This is a genomic window from Actinoallomurus sp. NPDC052308 (assembly GCF_040679195.1).
GTDB classification, from domain to species: Bacteria; Actinomycetota; Actinomycetes; order Streptosporangiales; family Streptosporangiaceae; genus Actinoallomurus; species Actinoallomurus liliacearum.
On record NZ_JBFAUM010000001.1, the window covers coordinates 642,146 to 655,017 of the forward strand.

Genomic DNA, 12,872 nt, shown 5'->3' on the forward strand with positions numbered 1-12,872 from the left:
TATCCTCGCCGGGCGTGACTACCACGCCCCATGTGACGATCGTCCTGCCGTGCTACAACGAGCAGGATCACGTCATCGACGAGGTCGAGCGCATCTGCAAGGCGATGGACGCCAGCGGGCACACCTATGAGCTGCTGGCCGTCGACGACTGCTCGACCGATGACACCCTTGCCCGGCTCGAGGCGGCGGCCCCGCAGTTCCCGAACATGCAGGTCGTGCCGTTCCACCGCAACGGCGGATCCGGCACCGTCCGGCGGATCGGCTCCCAGCAGGCGCGGGGCGACATCGTCGTCTGGACCGACGCCGACATGACCTACCCGAACGAGCGGATCCCCGACCTGGTCGACATCCTCGACCAGGATCCGACCGTCGACCAGGTCGTCGGCGCCCGCACCACGGAGGAGGGCACCCACAAGTTCCTGCGGGTGCCGGCCAAGTGGTTCATCCGCAAGGTGGCCGAGCGGCTCGCCGGGCAGAAGATCCCCGACCTGAACTCCGGATTGCGTGCCTTCCGCAAGAACGTCGCCGAGCCCTACCTGAAACTCCTGCCGCCCGGCTTCTCCTGCGTCACGACGATCACGTTGGCGTTCATGTCGAACCAGCACGACATCCGCTACGTCCCGATCGACTATTTCAAGCGGTCCGGCAGCTCGAAGTTCCACTTCGTGCACGACGCCTACCGCTACATCCTGCAGGTGCTGCGGATGGTGATGTACTTCAACCCGCTGAAGGTCCTGATGCCGCTCGCGCTGTGGCTGCTGGGACTCGGCGTGGCCAAGGGCATCCTCGACATGGTCCTGCACCCCCTGCGGTTCGCGATCAACACGGTGCTGATCTTCGTGACGGGGCTGATCATCGCGTCGATGGCGTTGCTGGCCGACCTGATCGTGCGATCGCGGGGAGACACGTGAGGATCGCGATCATCGGGCCCGCGTTCCCGTACAAGGGCGGCGGGGCCCACCACACGACCGAGCTCGCGCACCGGCTGGCCGCCGCCGGACACGACGTGACCCTGGAGTCGTGGAAGGCGCAGTACCCCTCCTTCCTCTACCCGGGCGAGCAGACGATCGCGACTCCGGAAGGCGAACCGTTCCCCGGCACCCGGCACGCGCTGGCCTGGTACCGCCCGGACGGCTGGCTGCGCACCGGCCGCCGGCTGCGCGCCCAGGACCTCGTCATCCTCGTCGTGCTCTCGCCCGTGCAGGTCCCGGCCTACCTCGGCATGCTGCGGGGCCTGGGCGGCCGGAACGGCCAGGGCCCGCGCGTCCTGGCGCTGTGCCACAACGTCCTGCCGCACGAGCGCAAGCCGTACGACGTGCCGCTGATGCGCCGGCTGCTGAAGGGCGTCGACGGCGCCCTGGTGCACTCCGCCCAGCAGGCGCAGCTCGCCCGCGACCTGGTGCCGGGCACGGCCGTCCGCACGGCCGTGCTGCCCGCGCACCTGCCGACGCCCCCTCAGGGGACCAGAGTGTTCACGGGCACGCCGGAGGGCCCTCACGAGCGTCTGCTGTTCTTCGGCATGGTCCGGCCCTACAAGGGCCTGGACGTGCTGCTGCGGGCGCTCGCGCGGGTGGACGACGTCGCGCTGACCGTGGCGGGGGAGTTCTGGGGCGGCGCGGACGAGACCCGTGCGCTGATCTCCTCGCTGGGGCTGGAGGAGCGGGTGGAGCTGCGGCCCGGATACGTGCCGGCCGCCGAAGTGCCGGAGCTGTTCGCCCGCGCCGACGCGCTCGTCCTGCCCTACCGGACCGCGACGGCCTCGCAGAACGTCTTCATGGCGTACGAGCACGGCATCCCCGTGATCGCCACGCGCGCCGGCACCCTCGCGGATCACGTCCGCGAGGGCGTCGACGGGGTGCTGTGCGAGCCGGACGACGTCGACTCGCTGACCGACGCGCTGCGCCGGTTCTACGCGCCGGGCGAGCCGGCGCGGCTGCGGGCGGGCGTGCGGCCCGTCGACTCCGAGCCGCACTGGACCGCCTACCTCGAACAGCTCCTCACGGCCGGCCCGCTCGTGCCGAGCGGAGCCGACGGTGAGGCGCGGTCCGCCTAGAACTAGCCGATGTGCGGCGTGATCGACTTGAGCAGGGCGCGCTTGGGCTTGGCGCCGGTGATCTGCTCGACGACCTCGCCGCCCTTGAACAGCAGGAGGGTCGGCAGGCCGAGCACGTTGTACTTGCCCGGGGTCGCCTGGTTCGCGTCGTAGTCGAGCTTGGCGATCTTGAGCTTGCCGGCGTACTCGGCGGCGATCTCGTCCAGGATCGGCGCGATCATGCGGCACGGCCCGCACCACGACGCCCAGAAGTCCACCAGCACGGGCGTGTCGCTGGCCAGGACCTCCTGGTCGAAGGTCGCGTCGGTCACGGTGATGGGTTCGGTGGCCACGCCAGCCATTATCTCTCCTTCCGGTACGCCGCCGAGTGCGGCGTCGGGCGACACGGATCACAAGGCCGGTGGCCCTGGCGATATTCCAGCGGGCAGAGATTAGTCGACCGGACCGGCGACCGGCTCCACTTCGTCCTCGGCGAGGACGGGGTGTCGGGTACCCAGGAGTACGGCGGCGCCCGCCCACGCGAGGTCCGCGACCGTCAGCACCACGCGGGAGGTGAGCGCGACGACCAGCGGCGCGCCCGCCGCCGGCAGCACCGGCCCGAGCGTCACCGTCAGCGCGGCCTCCCGCACGCCCACGCCGCCCGGCGCGATCACGATGATGAAACCCGCCGTGAAAGCGAGGGCGTACGCCCCGGTGGCCAGGAAGAGGCCGTGCCCGCCGGCCGCCCGCACGAGCAGCCACGTGTGCGCGCCGAACAGCAGCCAGCCCACCGCCGTCCAGGCCACCGCGCGGGCCATCGTGCCGAGCCCGGCGGTGCGGGCCAGCGGCGGTCGGCGCACCAGGCGCAGCGCGCGGTTCAGTGCGAACGCCAGGATCCGCGGGTGCAGCATGGCGAGGAAGATCGGCGCGAGGGCGAGCAGCCACCAGTAGCGGCGGGTGGCGTCCGGCGAGGTCAGCGGCAGCGTCACGGCGGCGACCGCGCAGCCGGTGGCGACCGTGGTGGCCATGGACAGCACGCCGGCGCTCGCGCCGCGATCGCGTGGCACCCGGTGCTCCTTGGCCAGCTCCATCTGGGCGACCAGCGCCCACACCGACCCGGGGATGTACTTGCCGAGCTGGGAGACGAAGTAGATCCGCACCGCTGCCCGCAGCGGCAGCGGCGAGCCCAGGCCGGCCAGCAGGCGGCGCCACGCGAGCATCCACGCGCCGAGGCCGAGCACGCCCGCCAGCAGCGCGGCGCCGGCGTACGGCCAGGACAGTCGGGTCAGGGCGTCGCGCGTGTCGTCCCAGCGGGCGAACAGCCCATAGCCGCAGAAGCCGAGCGCGACGACGACCAGGGCGACGCGCGCCAGGCGGCTCGCTCGCAGGCGGGAGATCACCCCGCCAGACTAGTCGGTACGCCCCGATGAACACTCGGTGATCAGCGGGTACACGGCACGGCGGGGCCGTAGAGTAAGGACGCGATGAAACTCAACGACGCGAAGGCCTTCGTCGGCCACCAGGTGCACGTGTGCCGTTTCCGCGAGGCCGGGACCCTCCTGCGCTGGATGGGCGACGACCTGCGCGGCAAGCGAGTGCTCGACGTGGCCGGCGGCGACGGCTACTGGGCCGGGCAGGCCCGCAAGCGCGGCGCGCACGCCGTCTCGATCGACCTGGCGCGCGGCAAGATGCTGTACGGCCGGACGCTGAAGCACCCGCCGGCCCTGATCGAGTGCGACGCGCTGAAGCTGCCGTTCGCCGACGGCACCTTCGACGCGGTCCTGTCGGTGTGCGCGATCGAGCACTTCGACGACGGCGGCACGGCGCTGGACGAGATGTCGCGCATCCTGAAGCCGGGCGGCGAGCTGTTCATGTCCGCCGACGTGCTCAGCCGGTCGCGCCAGTGGCCCAAGCTCCGTGCGGCGCACTGCGCGAAGTACCACGTGCAGCACACCTACACGCATGAGAGCCTCGGGCAGCTGCTGGCCGACCGCGGGATGGAGCTCGCCGAGTACTCCTACCAGTTCCGCACCAAGGCGACCGAGCGTCTCTACCTCTCGCTGTCGGCGTACGGCGGCCGGGCCGGGTTCAACGCCGCAGCGCCGCTCACCCCGCTGGTCGCACTCGCCGACCGGCGGAGTCCGAACGACCGCGGCAGCATCGTCCTCATCAGGGCGCGCAAGAAGGGCTGACGTCCCCCTGTCGGCGATCGATCGGCGTAGGCTTCCGATCGGGAGTGATCCCGACCACATCGGCACCGAACGGAGGGGGCGACTGACACCGTGGTGCCTCGTGTGCTGATCGACGCGACCGCCATAGCCGCCGACCGCGGCGCGCTCGGCCGCTACGTCGACGGGCTGATCGGCGGGCTGCACCGCGCGGACGCCGATCTGGCCGTCGTCTGCCAGCGGTCGGACGAGGAGCGGTACGGCCAGTTGGCGCCGAAGGCGCGGGTCGTCGCCGGCCCGACCTCGATCGCGCACCGCCAGGCGCGCCTGGCGTGGGAGCAGACGGGCCTGCCGCTCGTCGCCCAGCAGGTGGGCGCGCACGTCATCCACGCGCCGTACTACTCGATCCCCCTCCGGCCGGGTCTGCCGACCGTCGTCACGGTCCACGACATGGCGTACTTCACCGACCCGGAGGAGCACAACCCGGTCAAGACGACGTTCATCAGATCGGCGACGCGCACGGCGGTGCGGCGCGCGACCCGGGTGATCGTCCCGTCCAAGGCGACCCGCCACGACCTCGTCCGGCTGCTCGGCGCGGACCCCACCCGGATCGACGTCGCCTACCACGGCGTCGACCACACGATCTTCCATCCGCCGACCGAGGAGGAGCGGCGGCGCGTCTCCGATCGGCTCGGCCTGCACGGGCGGCCCTACATCGCGTTCCTGGGCGCGCTGGAGCCGCGCAAGAACGTCCCGAACCTCATCCGCGGCTGGGTCCGGGCGACGGAGGGCCTGGAGGGGCCACCCGCGCTGATCCTGGCCGGCAGCGGGGGCTGGGACGACGAGCTGGACGCCGCGCTGGCCGACGTCCCCTCCCACCTGAGGGTCATCCGGCCGGGTTACCTGCCGTGGCCGTCGCTGCCGGGCTTCTTCGCCGGGTCGCTGGCCGTCGCCCTGCCCAGCCGGGGTGAGGGGTTCGGCCTGCCGGTCCTGGAGGCGATGGCGTGCGGGGCCACCGTGCTGACCACCCACCGCGCCTCGCTGCCGGAGGTGGGCGGCGAGGCCGTCGCCTACACCGAACCCGGCATCGAGGACATCGCGGCGGCGCTGCGGGCGCTGATCGACGATCCGGAGCGGCGGCGCCGGCTCGCCGAGGCGGCGCACGCCCGTTCCCGGGAATTCACCTGGGCGGCATCCGCCGAGGCGCATCTGGCGGCGTACCAGCGCGCCGTCGAACAGTAAGGTGACTGGCCGGTACTTCATGAGGGAGGGGCATCCTGGAAGCGATCCTGCTGGTCGGCGGTAAGGGCACGCGGCTGCGGCCGCTGACGATCTCGACGCCGAAGCCACTGCTGCCGACGGCCGGGGTGCCGCTGCTGGAGCACCAGCTGCGCAAGGCGAGCGCGGCGGGCATCCGCCGGGTCGTGTTCGCCACGTCGTACCGCGCCGCGATGTTCACCGAGGCGTTCGGCGACGGGTCGCGGTTCGGGCTGGAGCTCGTCTACGTCACCGAGGACGAGCCGCTGGGCACGGCCGGCGCCATCCGGAACGCCGCCGCGAAGCTGACCTGCGACGACCACAGCCCGGTCGTCGTGCTGAACGGCGACATCCTGTCCGGCCACGACCTGGTCTCCCAGGTCGCGATGCACGAGAAGTCCGACGCGGCCGTCACGATGCACCTGACCCTGGTCGACGACGCCCGGCGCTACGGCGCGGTGCCGACGACCTCGGAGGGCAAGGTCATCGCGTTCGTGGAGAAGTCCCCGAAGCCGCCGACCAACCAGGTGAACGCCGGCTGCTACGTCTTCCGCCGCTCGGCGATCGACGCGATCCCCACCGGCCGGGTGGTGTCGGTGGAGTACGAGACGTTCCCGGAGCTGCTCGCCTCCGGCGAGACGATCATGGGGTACGTCGAGGGCGCGTACTGGCTGGACGTCGGCACGCCGGCCACGTTCGTCCAGGGCTCCTGCGACCTGGTGCTCGGCCGGATGGAGTCGCCCGCCGTGCGACCGGGCGGGGGCGTGCTCTTCCTCAACGGCTCGGTGGTCGCCCCGGAGGCCGCGGTCTCCGGCGGTACGACCGTCGGCGCCGGGGCCGTGGTCGAGTCGGGCGCGACCGTGGAGTCCAGCGTGCTGTTCGACGGGGCCGTCGTCGAGCGCGGGGCGCGGGTGTCGCGTTCGGTGCTCGGCCGGGGCGCGCGGATCTGCGCGGGCGCGGTCGTGTCGGACGCCGTGATCGGCGACGGCGCGATGGTCGGCTCGGGCAACGAGCTGCGTGACGGGCTGCGGCTGTGGCCCGGCGTACAGCTGCCGGAGACGGCAGTGCGGTTCTCCGCCGACGTCTGAGGGATTTTCGCCGTGCTCACCGACGCCCGCACCCCGGCCCGCAGCCGGACGTGGCGGCCGCCGTGGCCGGTCGACGTGCTGCTGACGCTGTCGCCGCACCGCCGGGGCACCGGTGACCCCGCATTCGCCGTGACGCCCGACGGCGCGGTGTGGCGGGCGTCGACGACCCCGGACGGGCCGGGCACGCTGCGGCTGCTCGGGCGCGGCGGCGAGATCGAGGCGGAGGCGTGGGGGCCCGGCGCGTCCTGGCTGCTCGACGGCGTGCCCGACCTGCTCGGCGCCGCCGACGACCCGGAGTCGTTCCGGCCGGAGCACGAGGTCCTGCGCCGGGCGAGCCTGCGCCTGCGGCACCTGCGCATCGGCCGGACCCGCAACGTCTTCGAGGCGCTCGTCCCGGCGGTGCTGGAGCAGAAGGTCGTCGGCAAGGAGGCGTGGCGGGCCTGGCGTTACCTCGTGCGCCGGTTCGGTGAGCCCGCGCCCGGTCCGCTGGCCCTGCGGGTGCCGCCCCCGCCCCGGACCTGGGTCACGATCCCCTCCTGGGAGTGGCACAAGTCCGGCATCGAGGCGGTCCGGGCTCGTACGATCATCGGCGCCGCGCGGGTGGCGAGCCGGCTGGAGGTCGGCGACACGCTGGAGGCGGACCGGCGGCTGCGTTCGCTGAGCGGCATCGGCGTGTGGACGTCGGCGGAGGTGCGGCAGCGCGCCCTCGGCGACGCCGACGCGGTCTCGGTCGGCGACTACCACGTCCCCGGCATCGTCGGCTGGGCGCTGAGCGGCCGGAAGGTCGACGACGCGGGCATGCTCGAGCTGCTCGCGCCGTACGCCGGCCACCGCTACCGCGTCACCCGCCTCCTGGAACTGTCCGGCGCGACCCCACCGCGCAGGGGCCCGCGGATGTCCGTCCGCGACTACCGCTACTTCTGACCACGCGAACCGCTTCGCAGCATAGGGTCAAAGGATGCTGGTGATGCGTCCGGCGTCCGCCGAGGACAGCGAGCCGATCGTAGCGATGACGCAGGCGCGGGCGGACTGGCTGGGGGCCCGTGGCCTGAACGGGCAGGGCTGGCGGGAGTTCGCTCCCGAGTACGGCCGCCAGGCCGCTGACTCCTACACTCCGATGTGGGTCCTGACCCGCGACGGTCAGGTGATGGGTGCGACGTGCCTGTATGAGGAGTCCCCGGCGTGGTTCTGGACGCCTGAGGAGTGCGCCGAGCCGGCGTACTTCGTCGCTTCGACGGTCACCGACCCGGCGTTCGCCGGCCAGGGCCTCGGGCACCTGATGCTCCGCTGGGTCCTGGACCACGCGGCCCGTACCGGCCGGGACTGGGTACGGCGCGGCACGATCGAGCCGGGCCTGGTCCGCTACTACACGCAGGTGCAGGGCTGGCAGGTCGTACGGGAGCAGGAACGCGGTGGTGTCACGGTGGTCGGGCTGACCCGGCGTGCCGAGCTGCAGCCCGACCTTCCCGTGCTGACCGGCACGCCGGTTAGCTGAACGATCGCAGGGTCAAGTCCAGGGCCAGGACCATGTACAGCTCCGCGTCTCGCTCGAGGAACCGGCCACAGGCGATGCGGTCGCGGGCGTCGGCCAGGCCATCGGCCGCGACGTAACCGCCGTCGATCAGCGGCGAGCCCTCGCCGAGCATGATGTCCAGGTGCGCGACGCCGTGGCGGTGAAGGCCTTCACGCATCACCGGCGCGAAGTTCTCCACCAGCGGCGGGTGGGGCAGCTCGCCGTGGCAGCCGCGGCGTTCCAGCCGTTCGCGGTGGAGGCGTTTGTGGCGTCTCCACTCCAGGGGCAGCCATTCCCCGAAGGTGATCAGCCGCGGGTCGGCGAGCGGATGAACGGGCCACATCCCGGCGCGCAGGAACGCCGGCGCCGCGCACGCCTGCGCGGACAACGTCATCTCGTTGATGACCGCCGCGGGAGCGACGTTGTTCTCTGCCTCCTTCAGCCCGTCCACGACCCGGTCACCGATCCAGGGTTTGGTCTCCAGCTCGGTTCCGTAGGGCGGGCGCGGCCACTCTCGCGAGGTCACCGCGACCATTTCGTCCCCGCCGATGCCGGTGAAGACCGTCCGGACGCCCTGGTCGGCCAGCCGAGCGAGCAGGATGTACTTGGCCTCGGAGTAGGCGTCATCGTAGGGGCCGCGCCGGCCGCCGGGGCAGAACGGCAGGCGCCCATCGAGGGTGACCTGGGTGTCCGTGCCGAGCTGTAGCAGGTCGATGAACGCGTCACGGCGGCGGATCTGCTGTCGTCCGGCGTCGCCGAGGATGATCAACGCTCCTGCGCTCACCTGCGCCGGGTGGAGGGCGCCGAGCGTTGCTGCGACGTTCGCGGAGTCCGTGCCGCCGGACAGCTCGACACAAGAACTCGCCGGATCGTAGCGGTGATCGGCGACGGCCTGGGCGAGCTGCTGCTCGTATGCGTCGATCACCGCGGCGTCGTCGACGTCGGGGCGTAACTGCCGGGCTCGGGAGTGCAGCGCGGGCTCGGGGTAGTGCAGGGTCAGGCCATCGCGGTCGTAGGCGGCGGTGGAGCGTTCGCTGATCCGGTGGACGCCGGCGAACACGGTGTCGTGTCCATAGCGGACGCGGAACGCCAGCAGCCGGGCGACCTCGCGGTCGAGCAGCTTCCCCGGGGCGATGTACGGCCGAAGGTCGAGCAGATCCCAGGATCCGTGAAGGATCCCGGCCTGCTCGGTGACATACAGCGGCGCGACGCCCTGCGGCCCGGCGGTGAGCCGGACCCGCCCCGCGTCGATCTGAACGTCGAGGAAGTCGGCCGGCTGCTGCCCGTCGCATCCGGCCACACGCTCGCGGATGCAGAACCGGTCGCCTGTGCACAGATACTCCAAGGCGGGATGGATGTACGGCTCGATCCAGGACCGCCCGTGCGTCCACCGGCGGCCGTCCCACCTCCATGGCCCGCTCGTATCGTCGATCGAGATTTCCAGCTTCAGCACGTCAGCTCCCTTTCGTTGTGGAAGGCCGGCGGCACGAAGACCGCCGGCCAACGTGTCGACCCTCACGCGTCGACGGTCAGGTCTCGATCTCGTCCTTGGTGTTGTAGCTGTCCGAGGAACCCGCCTTCTTCTTGTAGGCGAAGCGGTCCTCGACCGGGGGAACCTCCCACTCCGGCGTACCGGTGAACAGGTCCTCGATCGCGTCGAGCGTCAGCGTGGCCATGACACCTCCCTTCGTGTGTGCCTCTTACGAAAACCGCGGCCTGAGTAAGCGCCAGAGCCACGGTCGGCCACGGCCCCGGGTTCCCGCGCTGGATGCCCGGGGTCGCGGCGTTCTGGGGCCGCCGAGAGGGTGCCGAACTCGATGCGTCGGGCGCTGCAACGCGGCGCCGCTGACCCTCTCGGCGGGTCTGGGGCCGCCGGGCCCGTCCCCTCAAACGGACCCGGCGGCGGTGTCCCGGCCTCTACCAAGCCGGGACGTCTGGATGGGCCGCCGGGCGGAGGTCGCTCGTCCCCGCCCGGCGGCCAGGCCGCCTGGGGAGCCGCGTCTTGTGCGCATGAGCGCGCGGCTTGCCTGGCCCGGGCGGCCTCGTCCCGCACGGCCGCGCCCGGGGGAAGCGGGGGCCATGCGGGGGTCTGGTGGGCGCGCGGCGGTGACGCAGTGGCCACGAGCTCCGGTGATCGCCGCGCGTCCACGTCCTAGGTGTCCTTCTTCAGCTTGGCGAGGTACTCCCGCGAAGCCAGGGACGTAGGGGGCCCGGGCGACCCGGCAGGGACCTGCTCACCGCTCACACCGGCACCCCGATCCGCTTGAGTTCGGCGTCGGTCAGGATGACCTTGTTCGCGGCAACGACGACGTGCACGGTCTTGGATCGCTCGTCATACGTCACCCAGCGCGCGGCGGCCAACTGGTCGACAATCGACAGGCCGCGGCCATACTCGGCGAGCTGGCCGCCCCGGTTCACGCCGGCGATGGGCCGGTGGTCGGGGTCGGTGACGGCCAGGTGCACATACCGATCGGTGACGATCATCCGGATGTTGATCGGCGCCATGCGGTCGGGCCATTCGAACAGCGCACGGGCGGCGTTGACCGCGTTTGTGACGATCTCGCTGGTGATCAGTCCGATCTCGTAGGCGTCGAACGGCAGACCGAACACCTCGGACGAGGCGAAAGACCGCGCCCGGGCCACTTCGCTGGGCTGGGCACGCAGGCCGCGCCACGCAGGGCGGCGAGGTATGGGGGACGGGCGGTCGGTGACCGCTGGGTCTATTAGCACAGGGAATCACACCCCGTCGGAGTCATCGAGTGAAGATGTTGCTAGGGAAACATCACTCTGCGTATTGGACTGGTCGCTCGGTTCTCTTCCAGGGAAGCCGAGCGGACGCCTTCACCCCAGAGCATCCGTGGCGCGGTACTGGTGCAGTCGTGAGGCATCTCTGCTGCATTCGCGCTGCATCGCCGGTTCACGTCTTACGCTGACGTTGGCGAACTCGACGATGGCGAGTCGGCTTCATCGCGCGGAGGACTTTCGATGACGGCAGGACGACGACCCAGGCTGGCCGCACGCCGAAGAATGTGCGGATTCACTCAGGAGTCGCTTGCCGCCGCGCTCGGGGTAGACCGGTCCACCGTTGCCCGATGGGAACGCGGGCAATGTGATCCCCAGCTCTACCACCGATCTAAGCTTTGTGAGCTCCTCCAGGTCAGCCTGGAGGAACTGGACGAACTACTGACGATCGATGCGGCAAGGATGCAGAATCATGCGTCGCCCGCTCAGAGGCGGGTACTCCAGGGCCGCGCCATCGCCCCCACAGTGGTCACACTCGATGTCGGCTCTGATGGACTGGAGGACATGAACCGACGGGAGTTGCTTCGTCTGCTGAGCGTCGCGGGAACGCTGGTCGCGGTGCCTGATCTCGTCACCGACGGGTATGCCGATGACTCCGAACAGATCAGCCAGTACGAGCAGCTGAACTCCCACCTATGGCAGGTGTATGCCCTGTCGGAGTCCAAGCGGACCGTGTACCCGGTCGTACGACAACAACTCGACTTGCTGACCGGAAGTCTCGACCGGACGCACTCGTCCGCCGCGCATAAGCGACTCTGTGTCGCAACCGGGGATCTCCTCCAGCTCGCCGGAGAGATCTTTTTTGACTCCGACCGGTATATCGACGCGGCGCACTGTTACAAACTTGCGGCCGATGCCAGCAAAGAGGGCGACGCGTTCGACCTGTGGGCGTGCGCCTTGACTCGACACGCCTACCTCGGTATGTATGAACGCCGATTCGAGGACGTGACGCCAGTCTTGGAGGGGGCCGCCAGGGTCGCCCGACGTGGTGATGGGCAATTGTCTACGCGGCATTGGGTTGCCGCGGTGCGAGCAGAGGCATATGCCGGGCTGGGGGACCTCGACGCTTGCCAACGCGCCCTCGACGAAGCCGAGCAGGTGAAGGAGCTGACCGGGTCTGTGATGCCGGGTGGCTGGCTCCGCTTTGACGACTCGCGACTGGCCGAAGAACGCGGCACTTGTTACGCCGCCCTGGGGCGGGCCGACTTGGCCTCGGAGGCGCTGATCAAGGCTCTCGGCACGGCCGCATCGCCGCGTCGACGCGGAAGCATCCTGACCGACCTTGCTGCCCTCGGCATGCAGACCAGAGACCTTGACCAGGTCCTTTATTACGGTGGGCAAGCGGTCGAACTGGCAGAACAGACCCGGTCGTCGGGGTACATCGGACGCAAGCTCCAAGGATTGCGTACCCAGCTTGCCTCGTTGTCGTCCGACAGCCGGGCGGCTCAACTCAGCGAACGAATCGCCCAACTCTGAGGAGACGATATGCAGGCACAGTCGGACACCCAGCAAAGCGAATACGGCCGTATCTTCCGGGATGCGTGGATCGCCGGAGTGCGCAAGCACTACCCAGGTGACCCCAAACCCGGATACATCGCCCCGTGGGGCGAGACCCCCGACTGGGAACGCCAAGCCGCAAGCGCGGTATACCGGCAAGTGGCTGATTTTGTCGCGGTATCGGACGGGGCAACCGACAAACTCACCCGAGAACAAAAGGGCCGCTTCGTCGCGCTATGTTGGGTCGCCCAGATTTACAAGCACATCTCCGAACCGAAGCCATCCTATGTCGCAGATTGGGACGCGCTTCCGGAATGGCAACAACAGACCGATATCGACATCTTCGAAGAGATCGAAAAACGCGCTTGATCAACGCGATTTCCCGGTCAGATCGCATGGCCGGACGGCTCGCACGTGACCTGAGCCGTCCGGTACAGGAGGGGAGTGACGAACCAGGGCCGTGAGCATCGGCCCGCAGGCCAGGGCCGGTGCGTTCTCGCTACGACACGCCCTGG

At 70.4% G+C, this 12,872-nt stretch carries 14 protein-coding genes; 9 read left to right on the forward strand and 5 right to left on the reverse strand.

The features are described from left to right. Window positions 1–14: 14 nt before the first annotated feature. Together AB0L00_RS03335 and AB0L00_RS03340 are read left to right on the forward strand one after the other, a co-directional pair. A complete protein-coding gene (locus AB0L00_RS03335; protein ID WP_364427648.1) occupies window positions 15–911 on the forward strand; it encodes a glycosyltransferase family 2 protein in 897 nt (298 codons plus the stop codon). Beyond that, entirely contained in the window at window positions 908–2,053 is a 1,146-nt protein-coding gene (locus tag AB0L00_RS03340; RefSeq protein WP_364427651.1) for a glycosyltransferase family 4 protein, read from the forward strand. The genes AB0L00_RS03335 and AB0L00_RS03340 overlap by 4 nt, the downstream gene beginning before the upstream one ends. 2 nt (window positions 2,054–2,055) lie before the next feature. On the opposite strand, the gene trxA is transcribed toward AB0L00_RS03340, so the two are convergent. Then, window positions 2,056–2,385, reverse strand: a complete 330-nt coding sequence (trxA, locus tag AB0L00_RS03345) for a thioredoxin (RefSeq protein ID WP_345353364.1) — start codon at window positions 2,383–2,385, stop codon at window positions 2,056–2,058. A gap of 99 nt (window positions 2,386–2,484) precedes the next feature. After that, window positions 2,485–3,432 (reverse strand): lysylphosphatidylglycerol synthase transmembrane domain-containing protein, encoded by a 948-nt coding sequence (locus AB0L00_RS03350; protein WP_364427654.1) that lies wholly within the window; start codon window positions 3,430–3,432, stop codon window positions 2,485–2,487. 84 nt (window positions 3,433–3,516) lie between these two features. On the opposite strand from AB0L00_RS03350, the gene AB0L00_RS03355 reads away from it, so the two are divergent. The 5 genes from AB0L00_RS03355 to AB0L00_RS03375 all read left to right on the forward strand — a co-directional run bounded on the left by AB0L00_RS03355 (window position 3,517) and on the right by AB0L00_RS03375 (window position 8,040). Further along, on the forward strand, window positions 3,517–4,224 hold the full coding sequence (locus tag AB0L00_RS03355) for a class I SAM-dependent methyltransferase (protein ID WP_364427657.1): 708 nt from the start codon (window positions 3,517–3,519) through the stop codon (window positions 4,222–4,224). A gap of 90 nt (window positions 4,225–4,314) precedes the next feature. Beyond that, window positions 4,315–5,442 carry a glycosyltransferase family 1 protein gene (locus AB0L00_RS03360; RefSeq protein ID WP_364427660.1) on the forward strand — a complete coding sequence of 376 codons (1,128 nt, stop codon included), beginning with the start codon at window positions 4,315–4,317 and terminating at the stop codon, window positions 5,440–5,442. A gap of 50 nt (window positions 5,443–5,492) precedes the next feature. Further along, the gene (locus tag AB0L00_RS03365) at window positions 5,493–6,545 is read left to right on the forward strand and encodes an NDP-sugar synthase (RefSeq protein ID WP_364428985.1); all 1,053 of its coding nucleotides are present in this window, start codon (window positions 5,493–5,495) and stop codon (window positions 6,543–6,545) included. 12 nt (window positions 6,546–6,557) lie between these two features. Next, the gene (locus AB0L00_RS03370) at window positions 6,558–7,469 is read left to right on the forward strand and encodes a DNA-3-methyladenine glycosylase 2 family protein (RefSeq protein ID WP_364427663.1); all 912 of its coding nucleotides are present in this window, start codon (window positions 6,558–6,560) and stop codon (window positions 7,467–7,469) included. A gap of 34 nt (window positions 7,470–7,503) precedes the next feature. Then, the gene (locus AB0L00_RS03375; RefSeq protein ID WP_364427666.1) at window positions 7,504–8,040 is read left to right on the forward strand and encodes a GNAT family N-acetyltransferase; all 537 of its coding nucleotides are present in this window, start codon (window positions 7,504–7,506) and stop codon (window positions 8,038–8,040) included. On the opposite strand, the gene AB0L00_RS03380 is transcribed toward AB0L00_RS03375, so the two are convergent. The 3 genes from AB0L00_RS03380 to AB0L00_RS03390 all read right to left on the reverse strand — a co-directional run bounded on the left by AB0L00_RS03380 (window position 8,033) and on the right by AB0L00_RS03390 (window position 10,788). Then, window positions 8,033–9,511, reverse strand: coding sequence for a hypothetical protein (locus AB0L00_RS03380; protein WP_364427668.1), 1,479 nt, complete (start codon window positions 9,509–9,511; stop codon window positions 8,033–8,035). The genes AB0L00_RS03375 and AB0L00_RS03380 overlap by 8 nt on opposite strands. Before the next feature lie 76 nt (window positions 9,512–9,587). After that, the gene (locus AB0L00_RS03385; RefSeq protein ID WP_364427671.1) at window positions 9,588–9,734 is read right to left on the reverse strand and encodes a hypothetical protein; all 147 of its coding nucleotides are present in this window, start codon (window positions 9,732–9,734) and stop codon (window positions 9,588–9,590) included. A gap of 565 nt (window positions 9,735–10,299) precedes the next feature. After that, the gene (locus AB0L00_RS03390) at window positions 10,300–10,788 is read right to left on the reverse strand and encodes an ATP-binding protein (protein WP_364427674.1); all 489 of its coding nucleotides are present in this window, start codon (window positions 10,786–10,788) and stop codon (window positions 10,300–10,302) included. 255 nt (window positions 10,789–11,043) lie between these two features. On the opposite strand from AB0L00_RS03390, the gene AB0L00_RS03395 reads away from it, so the two are divergent. Beyond that, the gene (locus AB0L00_RS03395; RefSeq protein ID WP_364427677.1) at window positions 11,044–12,336 is read left to right on the forward strand and encodes a helix-turn-helix transcriptional regulator; all 1,293 of its coding nucleotides are present in this window, start codon (window positions 11,044–11,046) and stop codon (window positions 12,334–12,336) included. Window positions 12,337–12,345: 9 nt separating this feature from the next. Continuing rightward, window positions 12,346–12,726, forward strand: a complete 381-nt coding sequence (locus AB0L00_RS03400; RefSeq protein ID WP_364427679.1) for a hypothetical protein — start codon at window positions 12,346–12,348, stop codon at window positions 12,724–12,726. The last annotated feature ends 146 nt before the right edge of the window (window positions 12,727–12,872 follow it).